This is a genomic window from Longimicrobiales bacterium, assembly GCA_029245345.1.
In the GTDB taxonomy this organism is placed as follows: Bacteria; Gemmatimonadota; Gemmatimonadetes; order Longimicrobiales; family Gaopeijiaceae; genus CALFPJ01.
This window is the reverse complement of record JAQWPM010000012.1, coordinates 379,282-398,876: the sequence shown is the minus strand read 5'-3', so window position 1 is coordinate 398,876 and position 19,595 is coordinate 379,282. Positions and strand designations below refer to the sequence as shown.

General features: G+C 62.2%; 18 protein-coding genes. 14 read left to right on the top strand and 4 right to left on the bottom strand.

Annotated features, from left to right (window positions below; translation table 11 throughout):
- Positions 1 to 97: 97 nt before the first annotated feature.
- The 8 genes from P8L30_04850 to P8L30_04815 all read left to right on the top strand — a co-directional run bounded on the left by P8L30_04850 (position 98) and on the right by P8L30_04815 (position 8,648).
- Positions 98 to 1,759 carry a M14 family zinc carboxypeptidase gene (locus P8L30_04850; GenBank protein MDG2239507.1) on the top strand — a complete coding sequence of 554 codons (1,662 nt, stop codon included), beginning with the start codon at positions 98 to 100 and terminating at the stop codon, positions 1,757 to 1,759.
- A 242-nt stretch (positions 1,760 to 2,001) separates the two neighbouring features.
- Positions 2,002 to 2,520, top strand: coding sequence for a thioredoxin family protein (locus P8L30_04845; protein ID MDG2239506.1), 519 nt, complete (start codon positions 2,002 to 2,004; stop codon positions 2,518 to 2,520).
- An 83-nt stretch (positions 2,521 to 2,603) separates the two neighbouring features.
- The gene (locus tag P8L30_04840; protein MDG2239505.1) at positions 2,604 to 4,160 is read left to right on the top strand and encodes a fused MFS/spermidine synthase; all 1,557 of its coding nucleotides are present in this window, start codon (positions 2,604 to 2,606) and stop codon (positions 4,158 to 4,160) included.
- Complete coding sequence (locus P8L30_04835) at positions 4,151 to 4,525, top strand: cupin domain-containing protein (GenBank protein ID MDG2239504.1); 375 nt, start codon at positions 4,151 to 4,153, stop codon at positions 4,523 to 4,525. Before P8L30_04840 ends, P8L30_04835 begins: the two co-directional genes overlap by 10 nt.
- Before the next feature lie 4 nt (positions 4,526 to 4,529).
- Positions 4,530 to 5,048: a deaminase gene (locus tag P8L30_04830; GenBank protein MDG2239503.1), complete on the top strand. Its 519-nt coding sequence runs from the start codon at positions 4,530 to 4,532 to the stop codon at positions 5,046 to 5,048.
- A 577-nt stretch (positions 5,049 to 5,625) separates the two neighbouring features.
- Positions 5,626 to 6,738, top strand: coding sequence for an alanine--glyoxylate aminotransferase family protein (locus P8L30_04825; GenBank protein ID MDG2239502.1), 1,113 nt, complete (start codon positions 5,626 to 5,628; stop codon positions 6,736 to 6,738).
- Positions 6,735 to 8,333, top strand: a complete 1,599-nt coding sequence (gene serA / locus P8L30_04820) for a phosphoglycerate dehydrogenase (protein ID MDG2239501.1) — start codon at positions 6,735 to 6,737, stop codon at positions 8,331 to 8,333. The genes P8L30_04825 and serA overlap by 4 nt, the downstream gene beginning before the upstream one ends.
- 96 nt (positions 8,334 to 8,429) lie before the next feature.
- Positions 8,430 to 8,648 carry a hypothetical protein gene (locus tag P8L30_04815; GenBank protein ID MDG2239500.1) on the top strand — a complete coding sequence of 73 codons (219 nt, stop codon included), beginning with the start codon at positions 8,430 to 8,432 and terminating at the stop codon, positions 8,646 to 8,648.
- A 55-nt stretch (positions 8,649 to 8,703) separates the two neighbouring features.
- Here the strand turns inward: P8L30_04815 and P8L30_04810 are convergent, their stop codons facing one another.
- Positions 8,704 to 11,625 carry an FAD-linked oxidase C-terminal domain-containing protein gene (locus P8L30_04810; protein MDG2239499.1) on the bottom strand — a complete coding sequence of 974 codons (2,922 nt, stop codon included), beginning with the start codon at positions 11,623 to 11,625 and terminating at the stop codon, positions 8,704 to 8,706.
- Positions 11,626 to 11,718: 93 nt separating this feature from the next.
- Here P8L30_04810 and P8L30_04805 point away from each other — a divergent pair, with 93 nt between their 5' ends.
- Genes P8L30_04805 through P8L30_04780 form a run of 6 tightly spaced genes read left to right on the top strand, consistent with a single transcriptional unit; the run spans position 11,719 to position 17,735 of the window.
- Positions 11,719 to 12,897, top strand: coding sequence for an aminotransferase class V-fold PLP-dependent enzyme (locus P8L30_04805; GenBank protein ID MDG2239498.1), 1,179 nt, complete (start codon positions 11,719 to 11,721; stop codon positions 12,895 to 12,897).
- Positions 12,897 to 13,895 (top strand): TRAP transporter substrate-binding protein, encoded by a 999-nt coding sequence (locus tag P8L30_04800; GenBank protein ID MDG2239497.1) that lies wholly within the window; start codon positions 12,897 to 12,899, stop codon positions 13,893 to 13,895. Before P8L30_04805 ends, P8L30_04800 begins: the two co-directional genes overlap by 1 nt.
- Before the next feature lie 22 nt (positions 13,896 to 13,917).
- Positions 13,918 to 14,466, top strand: coding sequence for a TRAP transporter small permease (locus P8L30_04795; protein ID MDG2239496.1), 549 nt, complete (start codon positions 13,918 to 13,920; stop codon positions 14,464 to 14,466).
- Positions 14,463 to 15,749: a TRAP transporter large permease gene (locus P8L30_04790; GenBank protein MDG2239495.1), complete on the top strand. Its 1,287-nt coding sequence runs from the start codon at positions 14,463 to 14,465 to the stop codon at positions 15,747 to 15,749. The genes P8L30_04795 and P8L30_04790 overlap by 4 nt, the downstream gene beginning before the upstream one ends.
- Positions 15,746 to 16,525 (top strand): enoyl-CoA hydratase-related protein, encoded by a 780-nt coding sequence (locus tag P8L30_04785; protein ID MDG2239494.1) that lies wholly within the window; start codon positions 15,746 to 15,748, stop codon positions 16,523 to 16,525. Before P8L30_04790 ends, P8L30_04785 begins: the two co-directional genes overlap by 4 nt.
- A gap of 4 nt (positions 16,526 to 16,529) precedes the next feature.
- Positions 16,530 to 17,735 carry a CoA transferase gene (locus tag P8L30_04780; protein MDG2239493.1) on the top strand — a complete coding sequence of 402 codons (1,206 nt, stop codon included), beginning with the start codon at positions 16,530 to 16,532 and terminating at the stop codon, positions 17,733 to 17,735.
- On the opposite strand, the gene P8L30_04775 is transcribed toward P8L30_04780, so the two are convergent.
- Genes P8L30_04775 through P8L30_04765 form a run of 3 tightly spaced genes read right to left on the bottom strand, consistent with a single transcriptional unit; the run spans position 17,732 to position 19,584 of the window.
- Positions 17,732 to 17,953, bottom strand: a complete 222-nt coding sequence (locus tag P8L30_04775) for a hypothetical protein (GenBank protein ID MDG2239492.1) — start codon at positions 17,951 to 17,953, stop codon at positions 17,732 to 17,734. The two genes, P8L30_04780 and P8L30_04775, sit on opposite strands and share 4 nt — an antisense overlap.
- Positions 17,954 to 17,959: 6 nt before the next feature.
- Complete coding sequence (merB, locus tag P8L30_04770; GenBank protein ID MDG2239491.1) at positions 17,960 to 18,412, bottom strand: organomercurial lyase; 453 nt, start codon at positions 18,410 to 18,412, stop codon at positions 17,960 to 17,962.
- A complete protein-coding gene (locus P8L30_04765) occupies positions 18,409 to 19,584 on the bottom strand; it encodes a P1 family peptidase (GenBank protein ID MDG2239490.1) in 1,176 nt (391 codons plus the stop codon). Before P8L30_04765 ends, merB begins: the two co-directional genes overlap by 4 nt.
- Positions 19,585 to 19,595 lie beyond the last annotated feature (11 nt).

Here is a 19,595-nt window from a genome sequence, read left to right as displayed (position 1 = left end):
GCGCAAACCATTGGCTGCTCAGCCTGGTTCCAGGTCGGTTGCAACACCCGGACCGGGGCCCTACGATCGCGGCACTGACTCATTCTGAGGGTGTCCAATGAACGTGAACACGGCCCGTGGCCTCCATCGATCTGCTCGCTCGTTCCTAGCTGCCGCGGTCGTCGCAGCAGTGCTGGCTCCCGCCGCCCAAGCTCAGGTGGCGTGGTCCCCGGCTGAGGAGGGGTATCCACGCACTGCCGCGGAGTTGAATGGGTTCACGGCGCACACTCGGCATCTAGAGATGTGGGACTACTTAGAGTCGCTTCGAGCGGCGTCTACCGAAATGCGCCTGGGGACGTATGGCGAGACTCGGCAGGGTAGAGAGTTAGCCTACGCCGTCTACAGTCGTCCGCTGGTGAGTGAGCCCTGGGAAGCATGGGCGCTCGGCCGGCCGATCGTCGTCCTGGCGGCGAACGTCCACGGCGGCGAGCGGACCTTCAGAGAGGGCTTGCTGGTTCTGATGCGCGACTTGGCCACGCCGGGCACCGCAGCCAACGACCTCCTCGACGAGGTGACGATCGTGATTGCGCCGCAGATCAATCCGGATGGATTCGAGGCGTCTGAGTTCGGTTCTCGTGGCAATTCGTGGGGCATCGACATGAACCGCGACTACGTGAAGCTCGAACAGCCCTCGATCGCCAACTACATCGCGAATGTGATCGGCGCATGGCGTCCGCACATGTTCGTTGATGGCCACAACGGTGGTTCGCGGCCGTACAACTTGAACTACCAGTGTCCCAGTCATGCGGATCCAGCACCGGAAATCTCTCTCCTCTGCGACCAGGAGATCTTCCCAGCGATCGATGCCAAGTTGGAGGCGGAGGGCTACAAGTCCTTCTACTACACCGGCGGTGATGAGTACCAGTGGCGTGTTGGTGGATCACAGGCGCGCATCGGACGCAACTACGGCGGCTTCGTGAATTCGGTCGGGATCTTGTTCGAGGCGCCGAGTCAGCTCCTCGAGGTCGGGGCCCGCGCCGGGTATCTCGGTTATTTGGCCGTTGTCGAGTATGCGGCTGAACATGGGGATCGCCTCACCTCTGTCATTGATGCCGCGCGGGCCGAGACGATCGCGATGGGCGCTGAGCCACGCGGTGATATCACCGTAGCGATGGAGTACGGGCCGGAAGATTACACGGTCGACTACGAGCTCGTGCCTAATGGCGGGCGCGGTATCCCTCCGGGTGATCCGGTAGAGATTCAGCAGGTCACCGGCGCCCAGATCATGAAGAAGCCCGTCGTGCTGGCGACCCGCGAGCGTCCATGGGCCTACCTACTCCCTCGTGAAGCGAAAGATGCGGTCGCGATGTTGCGACGACACGGAATCACGGTCGAGCAACTGAGCCAGACGACGTCCCTGGAGGTCCAGGCGTACACCGTCGCCGGGGTCACCCACGAACGGGCCTACAATCATGCGGCGGCTACCAAGGTCGAAGTGGGTGAGGTCCTGACGATCCAAGAGACGTTCCCCGCCGGCACGTATGTCGTTCCCACCGCGCAGTACCTGGGCCGCTTGGTTGCGCACATGCTCGAGGTCGAGACCGAGGACAACGTCGTGTACTGGAATACGATGGACGGATGGATTCCGAGGGAAGCGACTCCCGCTGGTCGGGGCAGGGGTGGACGCGGCGGCGGGCAGGCGCAGGCTGCCAGGCCTCCCTTTGTGCCGATCTATAAGGTGATGGCACCGGTGGCTCTGGGGACGCGAGTGATCCGGTAGCTGGTTCGGCGCGAGCCGCCCGTGCACCGCGGTGCGGTTGGGTCGCGTGGCTCGGTGCTGGCTGGGGACCCTAGCAAGCCGGGCTCGCGCCCGAAGCACACCCACATCAACGCCGCGGGATCGCTGGTATGCCGCCCTTGGCAATGACTTCCAGCACCCGTTCGGATTTGGTACGGAGAAGGTCATATTTCTGCTTCGCTCCGCGGGATCGCTGGCCGGGCGCTTTCATTGATGGAGTCGCAGTGGACGATCAGAGATTTCAGATGGCTCCGACCTTCGAGCGTTATCTCGAGGTCGTCGAGAAGAACAAGGATCTCTGGCGCGGCGTGTACGATCGTGTCCGACTACCGGACGACTTGGTCGCGGAAGCCCGGACCATTCCCGGAGATTGGTATCTGGTCGCGCTGTCGGAGGACTGGTGCGGTGACGCGGTGAACACACTTCCTGTGATCGCGCGTCTCGCCGATGAATCGGGATGGGACTTGAGAGTCATGTCGCGAGACGACAACGATGACCTGATGGACTCACACCTGACGAACGGACGTGCTCGCTCGATTCCAGTCGTGATCATCTACGACGACGACTTCAACGAGATCGGGTGGTGGGGCCCCCGGCCGGGGGAGATCCAGGCGTGGCTCATGGATGAAGGACTCTCCATGCCAACGCCGGAGCGTTATAAGCACGTTCGGCGTTGGTACGTGAAGGATCGTGGACGGAGCACACTTCAGGAATTGCTCGGTCTCTTGAATCGAGTTGCGTAGCACGATTGCTCTGCGGCAACACACGGCAGACTTTGCGGGGTCCGGATCGTTCGGTCCGGGCTTTTCGCGTTCTTCTACGATGTATGTCTGACTCGATCGATACCCACCCGACCGAAACTGAAAACACGCCGGACGACTCGCACGAGCTCAAGTCCGACGCGACACGTGTACCCGTCAATCGCGCGGGGATCTTCGTGCTCGCATTCGCGTCTGGCTTCGCTGTCCTCACCATCGAAATTGCTGGCGCTCGACTGATCGCCCCGGTGTTTGGTTTGTCGGCGGTACCTTGGACTGCGGTAATTGGAGTGATCCTCACCGCCCTCGCCTTCGGAAGTCATCTAGGTGGGCGGTTGGCGGATGCCGGGAAGGTGCCATTGGCGGCGGTGCTCATGGTCGCCGCGGTCACTGCCGCGCTCCCCATCGTCGGAGCGAGCTTTCCCTGGATGGCTCGAGGTGTCCTCGGTTTCATTCCCGGCGCGGTGGTGAGCGCCTTGTTCCTCTTTGCACCGTCGGTTTTGTGCCTCGGGGCCGTAGTGCCCTATCTGGTGCAGGCCGACACGCATGACCTGGGCAAGGTAGGACGACGGGCTGGCGACGTGAGTGCGGCGGCCACAGCAGGGTCGATCCTGGGATCCTTCATGACCGGCTTTGTTCTCCTGCCCATGTTCCCGCTACCGGTCCTCATGGGCCTGACTGCTGTGCTGATTCTCTTTCTGGCTGGCCTTGCTGGGGCCGTGCTCGGAAAGCGTGTTCCAACCCAATTTTTGGTGTTGACGGCGCTCGGCGTGGGGACGTTGGCCGCCGCTGTTTCCCAACTTCCTGTGGACACGTTACTGAAGAAGCAGACCCTGTATTCGTCGGTCGCGGTTACAGAGCGGAACTGGGGTGATGGGGGCGGTGCCGTACGCGAGTTGTGGCAAAATGGCGGGTCCTCGTCTGCTGAGTACGTCGAGTCCGGGGCTCCGGCGCACTCCTATGCTCTGGCCAGCCTTCAGATTCTCCAGCCGGTGATGAATCGAGTGGAGTCGGCGCTGGTCTTGGGCGGGGCTGCGCTGTCGCTTCCCGTCGCGCTCGAGCGCGCACATCCGGGTATGCGAATCGACGTGGTCGAGATCGACCCGGCGGTGACAGAGTTGGCGGAGGAGTATTTTGCGTTCCGCCAGGTCGACTACCCGACCATCCGAGTCATTCACGACGACGCACGAGTGTTCATGCGGTCAAGTGACACCAGGTATGATCTTGCCTACCTCGATGTGTTCGACCATCTGCTCACGGTTCCGTGGACGATGGTGACCGAGGAAGCTCTGCGTGCGATGTCCGAACGGCTCGGAGCTGAGGGCCTCTTCATGGCGAATGTGTTGTCGCCGCTCAGCGGGGCCGGAACCGCCTTCCTTGAACGATTCACCTATACGCTCGAGTCGGTCTTTCCGGAGGTCCGCATTTACCGCGCGAACCCGGGATACGGTCTGCATGTGACGCAGAACCTCATCATAGTGGCGGCGAGTCAGCGCTCGACATTACCCGGAGGCGAGTGGGTTGAGGCGCCGGTCGCTTCTGTTGGACCACCGCTGACTGATGCTTGGGCCCCAGTCGAGTACCTTCAGGCAAAGATCTTCTTGGAGGGATTGGGATGGGAATGAAGTCGTTCAACCTCTTGGCCGAAGCCGAAGCCCTCACGACGCTCTGGTCTCCCAAGGTCGTCGGGCGTGTAAACGACTCCTTCGTGAAGGTCGCGAAGGTGCAAGGGGAATTCGTCTGGCATGCCCATGAGCATGAAGATGAGATGTTCCTCATCCTCAAGGGGCGACTGCGCATCGAGATGGACGAGGGTCCTATCGAACTCGGAGCCGGTGACGCGTTTGTCGTACCGAAGGGCATGCGGCACAATCCTGTCGCTCAAGAAGAGTGCTGCCTCGTGCTGATCGAGCCCGTAGAGACGACACACACGGGAGACGTGGTGACCGAGCGAACGAAGTCTATCGAAGAACAACTGAGAGAGGACTGAGGCGATGTCGCTGATTTACAAGGATGGAGTTCCAGGCAACAAACATCCACTCAACGTTGTGGAGGTGGGTGACGATGCCGTTGCTAGTGTCGACCGCGTTGAGAGACCACCGCTTTTTGAAGTGTACATGCGCATGGCCGAGGAATTGGCGAAGCGGTCTACGTGTGCTCGGCTACAGGTGGGTACCGTGCTGACCGATGCGAACCTGGAACACGTCGTCTCGATCGGCTACAACGGCAATGTCCGGGGTTTCCCCAACCGGTGCGATTCGGACGAGGCCGGCAAGTGCGGCTGTATTCATTCTGAGATGAACGCCCTGGTTAAGGCGCCGGGTGAGTTACGGGACAAGGTCGCCTTCCTCACCGCGAGTCCCTGTATCATGTGCGCGAAGCTGATGGTCCAAGCCAATGTGGCCTACGTCTTCTACCGCGAGACCTATCGGAATCCAGAAGGACTCGACGTATTGGACAAAGCAGGGGTTACGGCGGTGTGTTACACCCGCTGGAAGGACTCCTGGCGTTAGGGCGTTTTCGCCCGGTTGTTGCACGGGATCACAGCGATCGACGGAAGGCCTTCTTGGCTTCCAGCTTCAGGCGCTAGGCCGCCGGTTCGGAGCAGAAGCAGCGTTGCCACGATGCCCCACCGCACGAAGGCGTTCCGCCGTCGCCCGGCTCCGGGCTTTCCTCCGATGACTCCAATGTTGTGCTAGCAGGCTCTGTTCCGACTTGGACGAACGCCGTCCCGAGGGCCACCGGCAACCCGATGATCAAGAGGACGAGTGCCATTCCAGGGAGCCATTCCGGGAGGTTAGCTGTCTCGACCACGGTACCCACGACCTGGGGCGCACCCCATGATGCCGCGAGGTAAATCCCCAGGGCCTGCCACAGAGATCTGCGGTGGATTTCGTGGGGCAATTTCGGGGATTGGGCACGGCGGACATGCGGAGTTCGGGTGGGTTGCGGAGAACATGCGGGTGCCACGAGCGATCCTACAAAGGAGCGCGCTGACAACTGGTAAACATCGGCCTCCTCGTTAGCTTCCTCGGACCTTCCTTATGCCGATTCTTGACACGAATGCCCCCCACGCGCGGAGCATATTCTTTGAGCCAGACCGCTTCTGACGGTAGCGAGACTCCCTTCGGTCGCTTCTTCCTCCCTGGTCCGACGGAGGTCCGCTCCGATGTCCTCGCGGCCCAGACTAAGGCGATGATCGGACACCGAGGGCCTGGTATCCAGGAAGTGATGGGGCCACTCCAAGAAGGCCTCAAGCAGGCGTTCTTTACGGCCCGGCCCGTCTTCATCTCTAGCTCTTCAGCGTCTGGCCTTATGGAAGCTGCGGTTCGGAATGGAGCTTCCAGCCGCGTGTTGTCGCTCGTGAATGGGGCCTTCAGTCAGCGCTTCGCTTCGATCGCGGTGGCGTGTGGACTCGAAGTAGACGAGGTCTCCGTTCCGTGGGGCGAAGCCCACGATCCCTCCGCTGTCGCGACTGCCCTCGAAGGTGGTGACTACGACGCGGTCACAGTGGTGCATTCGGAGACCTCAACCGGCGCGCTCAACGACCTTCCAGCCATCTCTACCGTTGTGAAGCAGCATGCAGACACGCTTTTGCTGGTCGATTCAGTCACAGGGTGCGGTGGGGCCGAGCTTCGCACTGACGCATGGGGGCTCGACTTCGTTCTGACGGGGTCACAGAAGGCGCTCGCGCTTCCACCCGGCCTGTCGTTCGGTGTCGCGTCTGAGGCGATGATGGAGCGTTCGGCTTCTGTAACTGGGAAAGGCTTCTACTTCGACTTGGTCGAGTTCCAGAAAAACATCGAAAAGCTCCAAACGCCTACGACGCCTGGCTTGAGCACGATGTATGCGCTTCAGGTCCAGCTCGATCACTTCGCGGAAGAAACCATGGAGGGCCGCTGGGCCCGCCACACCTCCATGGCCGAGCGCACACACGCTTGGGTTGCTGAGATGGCGGCCAATGGTCTGCCCCTCTCAGTCATGGCCCCGGAAGGGTGTCGCTCTCCCACGGTCACTGCGGTTCAGCTGGGCGAGGGATTGAGCGGACCCCCGATCGTGAAGGGGATGCGAGAGCGGGGCTGGGTGGTTGGTGGGGGCTACGGGAAACTGAAAGAGACGTCCATCCGAATCGGACACATGGGCGACCATTCGCTCGACGAACTGAACGAACTTCTCGAAGTATTGACCGAGGTGATCCTATGACGCCGACCTTCAAGGTGGTCGTGACAGACAAGGTGTCTGACACTGGCCTCGAGCCGCTTCGGGCAGACGCTCGTTTCGAAGTGATCAAGATCGACGATTCGTCTGACCCGGCCTTCGCCGAAGCTCTGAAGGATGCGCACGGCCTAGTCGTGCGGAGTGCGACCAAAGTCGGCGGGGAAATGCTCGCACAAGCGGAACACCTCCGAGTCATTGGCCGTGCCGGCGTAGGTGTCGACAACATCGACTTGGGGGCGGCCACGGAGCGGGGCGTAGCCGTTGTGAACGCTCCGGCGGGCAACACCGTCTCCGCGGCGGAACTCACGATGGCTTTGATCCTGTCGATGGTGCGAAAGGTCTCCGCGGCTGACGCGTCGATGCGCACCGGCGCGTGGGAGCGGTCGAGCTTCAAGGGGGTCGAGCTCCGAGGGCGGACACTGGGCCTCATCGGCGCCGGAAGGATCGGCGGTGAGGTGGCCCGCCGATGTGCAGCCTTTGGCATGAAGGTCATGGCGCATGATCCGTACCTGACCGCGGAGCGTGCTTCCGGTCTGGGCGTAAGCCGTGCATCGCTCGACGATGTCATCGAGAAGGCTGATGTGATCTCCCTTCACGTCCCGCTCACCGACGACACCCGTGGCCTGATCTCCACGGAAACGCTTGGACGCATGAAAGACGGTGTGTTCATCGTGAACGTGGCGCGCGGCGGTGTCGTCGACGAGGCGGCGCTCGCTCAGGCGCTTCACGACGGCCAGATCGCGGGTGCGGCCTTGGACGTGTACGAGAACGAGCCTCTTGAAGAGGGCAGTCCCCTTCGGGAGGCGCCCAACATTGTGCTTACCCCACACCTGGGCGCGTCGACACCGGAAGCGCAGGAACTCGTGGCCGTGGAAATCTCTCAAGCGGTGAGGGCCGCGTTGGCGGAAGGGGATCTCTCCCGGGCGCTCAACGCACCCGCCATCAGCGGTGATGCGCTGAAGGCGCTTATGCCGCTCTTCGAGCTCGGTCACAAGCTGGGTCGGCTTGCATGCGCTCTGGCGCCAGGTGGGATTACAGGAGTCGAAGTGCGTTACGGAGGGGAGTCGGATGAGGCTGTGCAGCCCCTCACGTCGTATGTCCTGGTCGGATTGCTCGAGAGGGTTCTCGGGCAGGATGTGGTGAACTTCGTGAGCGCTGCTCACCTAGCCCGTCAGCGGGGCATCGGGATTTCGAGGGCACAGCTCGCGAGACACAAATCGTACACCGAGTTCGTGGAAGTCATCATCAAGGGTGAGAGCCAAGACTTCAGCGTCGCGGGCGCCCTCCTCGGGGAGGGACACCCCCGCATCGTGAGAATCGAGAAGTACCACGTGGACATTGTGCCAAGCGGAGCGCTCATCGTGCTCAAGAACCACGATGTGCCTGGAGTCATTGGCCGGGTCGGCACCCTCCTTGGGAACCACGAGATCAACATCGGAGAGTACCATCAGTCACGGCTCTCCCGTGGAGGCGACGCGCTGGCGGCCATCGCGGTCGATGCGGACGTTGCACTCGATGTACGCGAAGCCCTGCTCGAACTTGAAGAGGTGTCCTCAGCAGTAGTGGCGCGGCTGGGTTAGGACATATCTAGTGATTCTATAGGCGGTCCGGATGGTCCTGGCCCGCAGCAGCCCAACCCGAGTGAATCGATGCTGAGCGATCTCTAGATCAAGAAATTGACCCGCCACTCCCAGGTGTACGACGTAGATGACGACGGCCAGATCGACGCCGGAGACTTCGAGCGGGTCGTGGAGAATGTTCGAATCCTGCGCGGAGAGCCCGATCACGGTGGAATGATCAGCAGAGCGGAACGGATGAGTGTCGCCGGTGAGTTCGATCGAGGAATCGACCCTGATGCTCCAGGAAACCTGCTCTTCGGGTCGTTCGGGATCTAAATCGCTCTGCCGCGTCGCGCGGCGAATAAGCCGACTAGCCGAAAGGGCGAGAGCTCTAGGGTTCGATCTGCTTCTGAAGTGCGTCTCTGATTATTTCGGCGGGGTGTTTCGCCTCTCTCCCGGTGCCGTCTGTGATCTGAGCACGGCAGCTCGTACCGGCAGCGACGATCGCTACGTCGGGGCCGGCCTCCCTAACGGCGGGGAGGACATCGAGATCTCCGATCGCCATTGAGACCTCGTAGTGTTCTTCGTGATATCCGAACGCTCCAGCCATCCCGCAGCATCCCGACTCGATCAACTCGGCGTCGAAGCCAGGAATCCGGTTGAGTAGCCGTGCGGTGACGTCTGCGGACCCCGCCGCTTTTTGATGGCAATGTCCGTGGACCTTGGCGGACCCACTCTGTTGGACGAAGGGCAACGTGATGCCTGACTCCAGGTCGGCATCGATTGCCTCCTCGAAGAGGATCATGTTGTCCGCTACTCGACGGGCGTCCTCCGTGGGGATGAGGCGAGGAAGGTCTTCCTTGATGGTGTAAACACAGCTGGGCTCGAGGCCTACCACCGGTATCCCATTGGCAGCGTATGGCAGCATCGCGTCGATGACTCGGTGACCTTCCTCCCGTGCTTCGTCGAGTAGTCCGGCGCTGAGGTACGTGCGGCCGCAGCACAGAGGGCGACCTTTGGCCCGGACGCCGCCGGACGTTTGTCGGGTCTGGGAAAGCACGTCGAGGGCAGCCCGCGCGACCTCGGGCTCGAACCAACGCGTGAAAGTGTCGACGAAGAGTGCCACGGCGGGGAAGGCATCTCCCGGGCCGAGGGTGCCGTTGGCCTCACTCTTTCGCCAGGGGTGCGAGGACCACTTCGGAAGTGGGCGTCGCGAGGAAATTCCGAGCCGCGACTCGGCCAAGCCTCTAAGCAGCGAGTTGGCGCCGCCAATATTCACGAGCGGCGCCAGGCGACTGAGCATGGAGGCTCGTCTAGGGAGATCTGCGAGAAGGCGCTCGCGCGCCGAGATTCCGTGCTTCCGATTTTGGTGGTGGAGCCATTCGAGCTTCAGCGACGCCATGTCGACGCCGGTGGGACACTCGCGTTTGCATCCCTTACAAGAGATACACAGCGACATGGCCTCGGCCATTTCGGGCGAATCGAGTCCGTCCTCTCCCAGCTGTCCGGTAAGCGCGAGCCGGAGGGCGTTCGCCCGCCCTCGGGTCGAATGTCGCTCGTCTTGCGTGGCACGGAACGACGGACACATCACGCCCGGATCCGACTTTCGGCATGCGCCGTTGTTGTTGCACTTCTCCACTGCGGAGAGGATCCCGTTGTCCTCGGACCAATCCAACACGACGGGGAGAGCCTTTTCGGCCCGCCCCGGAGCGGACTCCGCGTACGTTTCGTTGTACCGGAAAAGGCTCCGGTCATCCATGCGCGGTGGGTCGACGATCTTTCCAGGGTTCATGAGCCCGGACGGATCGAAAGTGCGCTTAACATCACCGTAGAGCGTGGCCATGCGGTCCCCCAGCATCGTTGCGAGGAACTCTGATCGCAGGAGCCCGTCGCCGTGCTCACCAGAATGTGTGCCTCCGTATCTGCGCACGACCTCGTGGGTCTCCTCAGCGATGGCACGCATGCTGCGGATGTCGTCCGGGTCCCTGAGGTTTAGGGCAGGACGTACGTGCAGACACCCAACCGAGGCGTGTGCATACCAGGTGCCCGTGGAGCCGTGGCGCGCGAAGATTTCTTCGACGCTCGTTGCGTACCCGGACAGATGCTCGAGAGGGACGGCGCAGTCCTCGATGAACGAGATCGGCTTCTTCGGCCCCGCCATGGACATGACGATGTTGAGGCCGGCCTTCCTCACGCTCCACACAGCGGCCTGCATGGAGGCCGTCTCCGCCCGGACCACTCCGCCGGGATAGCCGAGTTCGCCTAGGAGGTCCGCGAGCTGCTTCAACTTCCCGGAGAGGTCGGCACCGGCCGTCTCTTCTGCGAACTCCACGAGCAGGAGCGCCTTCGGGGCTCCTACGACGAACGTCGACAACGCGGACCGGAACTCCGGTCGCTCGGCCGCGAGCGTTAGGACGTTCTCGTCTACCAGTTCCACGGCACTGGGCGCGAGCTCGACGATGTGCTGTACCGCATCCAGAGCTCCCAGCAGAGTGGGGAAGTGGCACACGCCTAAGACGCGGGTCCGCGGTACAGGGGCGAGGCGTAGTCTGAGTTTGGTGAAGAAGGCGAGCGTCCCTTCCGAGCCCACAAGGAGCTGCGCCAGGTTTTCGTGCCCCGGAGCGAGGCGATCGACGGCGTAGCCGGCGACGTTACGCATGGCCTTGGGAGTGGTCCGGGCGATCTCGTCAGCATCCCGCGCGTACAGGGCGCGAAGTGCCGTGAGTTCGTCAGGGATGAGCGACCCCTCAGAGCCGCCTTCACCCAGCCAGAGGCGGCGCCCGTCCGGTAGCACGGCTTCAACCGCCGCAACGTTGTCGATCATCATCCCGTACTTCAGGGACCGAGACCCGGCGCTGTTATTGCCCGCCATGCCTCCCAGGGTCGCACGGTTGCTGGTCGACGGATCGACCGGGAACCAGCTGCCGTCTGGCTTCAGGGCCGAGTTGAGATGATCCAAGACCAGCCCTGGATCGGCGTCGACGTGGTCCTCTCCCACGACTTCGAATGCCGTGAGGTGGCGACTCACGTCCACGATGATGGCCCGGCCCACGGTCTGTCCGCACTGAGACGTGCCGCCGCCGCGCGGAAGAACAGGGGCGCCCTCCTCGCGGGCGACCGTCATGATCGCTTCTACATCCTCAGCGGATCTCGGAAAGACCACACCCAATGGTTCGATCTGATAGTGAGACGCATCAGTCGAATACAACCCGCGAGTAAATGCGTCGAAACGAACCTCGCCCCGGATCGCACCGCGGAGTTTTCGTTCAAGGTCTGCGTCGCCGGGTGCGCGATCGGTGCTCAGGCGGCTCATGGGTGTCGGGGCGTGGGGTACCGTGTAAGTTGGTTTTTCTCTTGGGCGGCAACGTATGCCACCCTACCCCCAGTCGCACCTGAGCCAAGTACCGTGACCTACCGCAGCGGACGACACTTTCTGCAGCTCCCCGGCCCGACCAACGTGCCGGACCGGGTGTTGCGTGCGATGTCCCGCCCGACCATCGACCACCGAGGCCCGGAATTCAAGGAACTCACAGGTCGGCTCTTAGCGGAGTTGAAGTGGCTCTTTCGGACCAAACACCACGTTCTCGTGCACCCGTCGTCCGCGAGCGGAGCCTGGGAAGCGGCGATCACGAACACGCTTTCGCCTGGAGACCGGGTCGTTGTCTTCGATCAGGGCTTCTTCGCGGAGAAATGGGCGGCCGTGGCCGACCGCTTCGGGCTCATCGTCCAACGTGAGCCCTGGGAACCGCGTCGTGGCCTCGCGGCCGACGCAGTGATCGACGCTCTGCGCGCCGATCACATCAACGCCATCAAAGCGGTGTTTGTCGTTCACAACGAGACGTCGACGGGTGTGACCAGCGATGTCGAAGTGATTGGTACGGCGATGCAGGAGTCGGGACATCCCGCCATGCTTTTTGTCGATGCGGTTTCGTCTCTGGCTGCCACGGACCTCCAACACGACGCTTGGAGCATTGATGTGACGGTATCCGGATCGCAGAAGGGGCTCATGCTTCCTCCGGGACTGGCATTTCTCGCGATCGGGCCGCGGGCGCTCGAGGCACGAAAGGCCGCGACGCTCCCTCGTTCGTACTGGGATTGGGACGACCAGCTCGCTGCGAATGAGCAGGGGACTTTCCCGTACACGCCCGCGACGAACCTCCTTTACGGACTTGAAGAGGCGCTCGTTATGCTGCGTGAGGAAGGACTCGCCAACGTGTTTCAGCGACACGCACGTCACGCACGGGTGGCGCGTACGGCGGTCGCTGCGTGGGGCCTCGACACCTTCGCGTGGAACCCGCTTGAGGCGAGTAATGCTGTGACGGCAACAGTGATCCCGGACGGCTTCGACGCCGACGAACTGAGAACGCTGATTCTCAACCGATATGACATGTCGCTGGGGACGGGGCTCGGGCCCTACAAAGGCAAGCTCTTTCGCATCGGGCACCTGGGTGACTTCAACACACTGACGCTTATGGGTGCACTTGCTGGCATAGAGATGGGACTGGCTCTGGCCGGGATCCCGCATCAGCCGGGGGGTGTGCGCGCTGCCATGGATTTCCTGACTACTGAAGGTGGAGGGACGTGATGTCTCGGTTCCGCACTGTGGCGACGACCGCTGCGTTTGTGGCGATTTCGCTCGGTTCCATAGGATGCGTCGCTGAAGGGGACGGTGGCCCGATCGAGCTCAAGTTCGGACATGTCGGGGAGCCGGGATCGCTCTTCGCTCTCTCGGCGGAAGAGTTCGCGCGCCGAGCGAACGAACGTCTCGACGGCTATGAGGTCGTTGTTTTCGGTTCCAGTCAGCTGGGTGGTGACGAACTTCTGCTACAGAAGATCAAACTGGGCACCGTCGACTTCGCCCTCCCGTCCACGGTGATGTCGTCCCAGATCGATGCGTTTGGCCTGTTCGAGATGCCCTATCTCGTCGTGGATCGGGAGCACATGAGGGCCATCGAGGAGGCGGTCGTATGGCCTGATCTCGCACCGCTTGCGGAGGCCGCGGGGTATCGAATGCTCGGTGTCTGGGAGAACGGATTTCGCCATGTGACGAACAATGAGCGGCCCATCACTGCTCCGGCCGACTTGGCGGGCATCAAGCTTCGCACTCCCCGCGGAGTGTGGCGGGTCAAGCTCTTCCAAGCTTATGGAGCCAACCCGACGCCGATGGCTTTGTCCGAGGTCTTCATTGGGTTGCAGACTGGTGTGATCGACGGACAAGAGAACCCGCTCGCCCAGATATGGGGCTCCAAGCTGTACGAAGTGCAGGACTACTTGTCCATGACGGGCCATGTGTACACTCCTGCCTACGTGGTGGTGTCTCCGAGTCAATGGGATCGGTTGTCCGACGATGTTCGCCAAATCTTGGAAGAAGAGGTCCGGTCCACGCAGGCGTTCGTGCATGAGACGGCGGCCCGGTTGGATACGGAGTTGCTGACGTCCGTCCGTGATGCCGGCGTGGAGGTCAATTCGCCGGAGCGTGCGGCCTTCGTGCAGGCGAGTACGGGGCTCTACGAGGAGTTTGACGCGACCGTGGAGGGTGGCGGAGACTTAGTCCGGCGAGCCCTCGACTCAGGATCGAATTGACCCTCACTCGCTCCAGCCACTCGTGAAACCAGCCGTCTTCCGAAGTCGACTCCGGGTCTTCCTGGAGACGATCGTTCTGGTCCTGATGGTGGCTCTTGCCGTCATCGTTGTGGTGGGCGTCGGGTTCAGGAAGGCGGGGGCGTCACTCGTCTGGTACGACGAGGTTGCCTCCATCATGCTCGCCTGGCTTACCTATTACGGAGCCGCTCTCGCTGCCCTGAGTCGATCGCACATCGGCATGCCGACGCTCGTCGACAAGATGCACGGCAATCTCAGGAAGGGCGTCGTGCTGTTCGGCGAAGTCGTCGTGATCGCCTTCTTCTCCGTGCTAGCCTGGGCGGGCGTACGTGTCTTCTCCGTTCTGGGAGGGACTACGCTCGTGTCTCTTCCCTGGGTGCCGACCGCGGTCGCTCAGTCGGTGATTCCCATTGGTGCGGTGCTCTTCATCGTCTCGCAATTGTTGTCGCTGCCAGATGCGCTGAGGGAGCCAGTCGCTGAGCCTGACGAGGAGTTCGCGTATGTGGCGACGGCCGAAGCTGATGGGCCGGCGAGCTCTGGAGCCGACGCATGAGTCTGCTCGGAATTGGCCTCGTGTTGCTGTTGTTGGTGGTTCTCGGGATCCCGATCGCGATCTCTCTCGGAGCCGTGGCGGTGCTGGCCATGATCACGGGGCCCGGTGGGATAGGTTCGCTACCCAACGTGGGTCTCGTGATGTACAGCGGGTCCACGTCCTTCCCGCTCATCGCGATTCCGCTCTTCATCTTGGCCGGCGCGATCATGAACGCGTCGGGTATCAGTACGCGATTGATCAACTTTGCCTCTGCGTTGGTCGGTTTCATCCGGGGCGGTCTGGCGATGGTCACTATCAGCGCCTCGCTCTTCTTTGCAGAGATCAGCGGATCGGCGGTCGCGGACGTGGCGGCGCTCGGATCGATCCTGATCCCAGCCATGAAACGGAAGGGATATTCGAAGTCGTTCGCGGCTGCAGTGACATCCTCGTCTGCGACCCTCGCGGTGATTATCCCTCCGTCGATCCCGATGATCCTCTATGGGGTGATGTCTGGATCGTCGATTGTCGAACTCTTTGTTGCTGGCATCATCCCAGGGGTCCTAGGCGGCCTCATGATGATGTTGGTCGCATACATGTTGGCCCGGAAACGTAATTTTCCTAAAGAGCAGATGTTCAAGCTCGAGCGCGTTTGGGAAACGGCTAGGGAAGCGGCGTGGGCCCTTACACTTCCGGTCATCATCCTGGGCGGGATCTTCAGCGGATGGGTTACCGCCACGGAAGGCGCAGGGCTGGCCGTCGTGGCGGCGATGTTCATTGGCGGTGTGATCTACCGAGAGTTGGACCTGCCGCATCTCAAGAAGGCGATTCTAGAGGGGGGCACGCAGACCGCCGTCGTGATGCTGTTGGTGGCTGCGTCCGCGCTGCTCGGGGATTACCTGACGGAGGTCCGGGTACCGCAGCGAGTGGCGGAGGGCATCATGGGTATGACCCAGGACCGTTGGGCCATCCTACTTCTGCTGAACGGCTTCTTCCTGGTCATTGGGCTCTTCCTTCACTCTGCGGCAGCCATCATTCTGGTCGTGCCCATCGTGATGCCTTTGGTAACGGCTGCAGGCATCGATCCTGTACACTTCGGACTCGTCGTGACCCTCAATCTTGGCATCGGGCAACAGACGCCGCCTGTTGCCTCGGTCCTCGTGACCGCGTGTTCCGTCGCCAAGGCGGACATCTGGCAGGTGAGCAAGGTCAACGTGTACTTCGTGGCGGTGCTGCTCGCTGTGCTTCTGCTCGTGACCTACGTTCCGGCGATTCCGATGTTCCTCGTGGAGATGTTCTACCGATGAGCACAAGAGTCCACGTAAAGATCGACGCAGGCATTGCCGAGATCCGTCTCGACGGCCCAGACAAGCACAACGTGCTTGGTATCGCTGGTTGGCGGACCCTAGCAGAAGAGTTCGAGACGTTGACGAAGAATGCGGATGTTCGGTGCGTCACGATCCGAGGTGTGGGTGGGCGCGCCTTCTCCGCCGGATCCGATATCTCGGCCTTCGAAGCTCAACGAACTGCACCGGACGACGTGAAGGGATACTCGGACGCGATCGGCACGGCGCTCCATGCCGTTTGGAACTGTCCACACCCAACGATCGCCATCGTTCAGGGACTCTGCGTGGGCGGGGGCCTAGAGATCATCAGCTGCTGTGACGTTCGAGTCTGCGAGGCATCGAGCCGATTCGGGGCCCCCATCAATCGGCTCGGCTTGACCATGTCGCACACGGAACTCGATCCGCTGGTGCGGCTGATCGGAGCTGGGGCGGCGCTCGATCTTCTCCTCACGGGGGAGCTCGTGCCTGCGGCCGGAGCACGGCGTATCGGGCTTGTAAATCGCGTGGTGCCGGATGGTGAGGTCCGGACGCGCGGTCGCGAGTTGGCGGAGCAGATTGCCGCGGGTGCTCCTCTTGTGAATCGTTGGCACAAGAAGTTCATCCGCCGGCTCGAGGACCCGACGCCGCTTAGCGATGCCGAGCGCGCCGAGGCACACGACGCCTTCCAGACGGACGACTACCGTGAAGGCCGCGAAGCGTTCGTGGAGAAGCGTAAGCCGACGTTCACCGGAGAGTAGGTCCATGCTGTCGGCACTGTCCGGAGTCCGAGTCGTCGAACTCAGCCACATTATGGCAGGCCCTGTCTGTGGGCTCCTTCTCGGCGATCTGGGCGCCGACGTCATCAAGGTGGAACGTCTCCCTAATGGGGACGGCACGCGTGGATTCGTTCCGCCAGACGTAAAGGGCGAATCTGCAGCGTTTATGATGCTGAATCGCGGGAAGCGTGGGGTTGCTGTGGACCTGCGTTCCGAAGAGGGGCGGTCGGTGGTACGCCGGTTGGTAAAGGATGCCGACGTGATCATCGAGAACTTCCGTGCCGGAACGATGGAGAAGATGGGGCTCGGCTACGATGACCTATCAGCCATCAACGAAAAACTGGTCTACTGCCAGATCACGGGATTCGGCTCGACGGGACCGATGTCGAACCGAGGCGGCTTCGACCTGATCGCTCAGGGTTATTCGGGGCTCATGAGCGTGACCGGGGAAGGGCCGGGACGGGCACCCGTGAAAGTGGGTGCTCCGGTGACCGACATTACTGCGGGTATTCTGGCGGCATTGGGTGTGGTGTCCGCGCTTTTTGAGAGAGAGCGGACAGGGAAAGGGCAGCACGTCGACACGTCCCTTTTTGAAGCTGGAATCACGCAGACGTTCTGGCAGAGCGCGATCGCGCTCGCAAGTGGAGTGTCACCCGGCCCCATGGGGTCAGCTCACCCCCTCGCCGCCCCGTATCAGACCTTCCCGACGACCGACGGGTGGATCAATGTGGGTGCCTCCAACGAGGCGACTTGGACTCGCCTCACCCAGGCGCTGAATGCGGCCGAGCTCCACGAAGACCCGCGCTTCAGCACTAATCCGGACCGAATGGCACACTTGGACGAATTGGTCCGTGTGCTCGCGCCGCATTTTCTGAAGCGCTCCACGGAGAGTTGGCTGGAACGGCTTCAGGACGCGGGCGTTCCAGCCGGCCCGATCGCTTCCGTCGGGGAGATGATCGAAAATCCCCAGACGAAGGCTCGGGGCATGGTGATCGACGTCGAGCACTCGTCGCTCGGTTTGGTACGTTCGCTGGGTTTCCCCGTGAAGATGTCGGGATCTGGCCCTAAGGAGGACGCGGAACCGCTCCGGGGCGCTCCCCTTCTAGGGGAGCATACTCGCCAGGTGCTGGCCGAGGCTGGCTTCACGGGTATGGAAGTGGATCGACTGATCGGAGCCGAGATCGTCCGCTAGGGCTCGATCAGGCGCCACCACGCTCCGGTGAGCCCGAGTTCATCGAAGATCGCCTGTCCTGCCTCGGCGGAGAGGCCTCGCCACCCCGCTTCTAGGCGCCCTGAATACCACGGCTGGGCGATCGCCCACATCGTCGCGAAGTCGATCATCGCTCCGAACCCATGTCCGGTGCGTTCGAGCCATGCCGTCACGTCCCCTTCCGACCGGAAGGCAAGCATGTTGCTTCACGTGAAGCCGATGTTGGCCCACGCGTCCCGGATGGGGACGACCATGTGGATGACGCCGTCGTCTCCCGCGAGTTCGCCGTCTCGAATCCCGAACTCCAGTGACGTACCGCTCTCCGCGCACCGCGTGCGAATCCACCCGTCGGTGCCGGCGATAGCAGGCACTCCGAACGCATCCCAAGCGCATGGGGCGTAGGTGGTCATGACGGGAGTCTCTACTGGGTACGCCGACTCCACGTCCGAGTAGGGATTCGCCCACCAAACGCCCGATCCGTCCGGATGTGGCGCGATCTGATGCGCTTGATGTAGTCGTTCGAGGGACTCGGCCATCCGTTCAGGGGTGCTCTCGAAGGTCTCGGCCAAATCCCTTAGGCTGGGAGCCTTCCCCGTCGCGGCAAAGCTCTGGTACACCGCTGTCCGCACGAGCCAATCGACGTCCGTAGGCGGGGTCATCGGATCGCTCGATAACGCTGCAGGATTTCGATGGTCTCGTCGAGGGGGAGCGCTTCAACCGTTCGCCCGTTGCTCGTCACGGTCGTGGCCTTGAGGAGCGAGTTGTACACGGCCTCTTCGGTGGATTCCACTGCAGCCTCGAAGAGCCCGCTCATGCTGCCGTTCGCCAGGTCGTCGAATGTATGCTCGCCGGGAGTCGTCGAGCGACGGACACCGTTGGCGGTCGAGAATGCGATGACGTAGTCCCCGGATCCGTTGCTGGCATACGAACCGGTCCGAGCTAGTCCCATGATTGCGCGGGCTGCGAGTCGCTCGAGGTTTCGGGCTGAGAGAGGGGCGTCCGTGGCGACCACCATCATGATTGAGCCCCACTCCTGGACGTCGGCTTGCGGGTCGTAGTCTTCATCGTGCCCCACCTGATTGGCGAAGGCGTATTGGCCGAGCTCAACACCCACCGGAGCTCCTCCCATCTGGAGGATGCCACCGAAGTTCGATTGAACGAGAACCCCGACCGTATAGCCGCCCATCCCTTGGGGAAGCACTCGGCTGCTGGTGCCGATTCCGCCTTTCCAACCGAAGGCAGACGTTCCTGCTCCTGCCCCCACGACGCCTTCCTCGACCGGGCCGTCCGTGGCGGATTCGAGTGCACGGATGACGTGAGCGGGTTCGATCGGACGGTTCCGAATGTCGTTGAGGCCCCCGTCGTTGGTCTCACCCACAACAGCGTTCAGGGACCGGACTTCTTCCATGCCGTCCAGCCCGAGCATCCACTCGACCATCGCGTCGGCCGCTTTCCAGACACAGAGCGTGCACGTGAGCAGGATGGGCGTCTCGATTTCGCCGAGTTCGCGGATCTGCGTGACCCCGAGGAGCTTCCCGTAGCCGTTCCCGACATGGATCGCAGCGGGCACTCGGCTGAGATATGGATTGCCCCCGTGAGGGAGGATCGCCGTAACCCCGGTCTGGACGCGCACGCCATCTGAAACCGTCGTGTGCCCGACTCGGACTCCGGCGACATCGGTGATCGCGTTGTGAGTACCGGGAGTGAGGACGCCTACCGAGAGGCCGATGTCGCGGGCGCGAGGGCGATCATTGCTCTGACCGACGACTGTATTGGCCAGCAGGGTGAGCGATGACACTGCGAAAACCAGCGCGAAGGTGAAGCGGCGCACGGTGTGTCCTC

Bases quoted from the DNA above. Each gene is read 5' to 3' on its own strand.
- P8L30_04810 (MDG2239499.1), bottom strand. From the start codon at position 11,625: ATGAGCCGCCTGAGCACCGATCGCGCACCCGGCGACGCAGACCTTGAA.
- P8L30_04780 (MDG2239493.1), top strand. From the start codon at position 16,530: ATGCTGTCGGCACTGTCCGGAGTCCGAGTCGTCGAACTCAGCCACATT.
- P8L30_04775 (MDG2239492.1), bottom strand. From the start codon at position 17,953: ATGCTTGCCTTCCGGTCGGAAGGGGACGTGACGGCATGGCTCGAACGC.
- P8L30_04850 (MDG2239507.1), top strand. From the start codon at position 98: ATGAACGTGAACACGGCCCGTGGCCTCCATCGATCTGCTCGCTCGTTC.
- P8L30_04830 (MDG2239503.1), top strand. From the start codon at position 4,530: ATGTCGCTGATTTACAAGGATGGAGTTCCAGGCAACAAACATCCACTC.
- P8L30_04800 (MDG2239497.1), top strand. From the start codon at position 12,897: ATGTCTCGGTTCCGCACTGTGGCGACGACCGCTGCGTTTGTGGCGATT.
- P8L30_04835 (MDG2239504.1), top strand. From the start codon at position 4,151: ATGGGAATGAAGTCGTTCAACCTCTTGGCCGAAGCCGAAGCCCTCACG.
- P8L30_04785 (MDG2239494.1), top strand. From the start codon at position 15,746: ATGAGCACAAGAGTCCACGTAAAGATCGACGCAGGCATTGCCGAGATC.
- P8L30_04790 (MDG2239495.1), top strand. From the start codon at position 14,463: ATGAGTCTGCTCGGAATTGGCCTCGTGTTGCTGTTGTTGGTGGTTCTC.
- serA (MDG2239501.1), top strand. From the start codon at position 6,735: ATGACGCCGACCTTCAAGGTGGTCGTGACAGACAAGGTGTCTGACACT.
- P8L30_04840 (MDG2239505.1), top strand. From the start codon at position 2,604: ATGTCTGACTCGATCGATACCCACCCGACCGAAACTGAAAACACGCCG.
- merB (MDG2239491.1), bottom strand. From the start codon at position 18,412: ATGACCCCGCCTACGGACGTCGATTGGCTCGTGCGGACAGCGGTGTAC.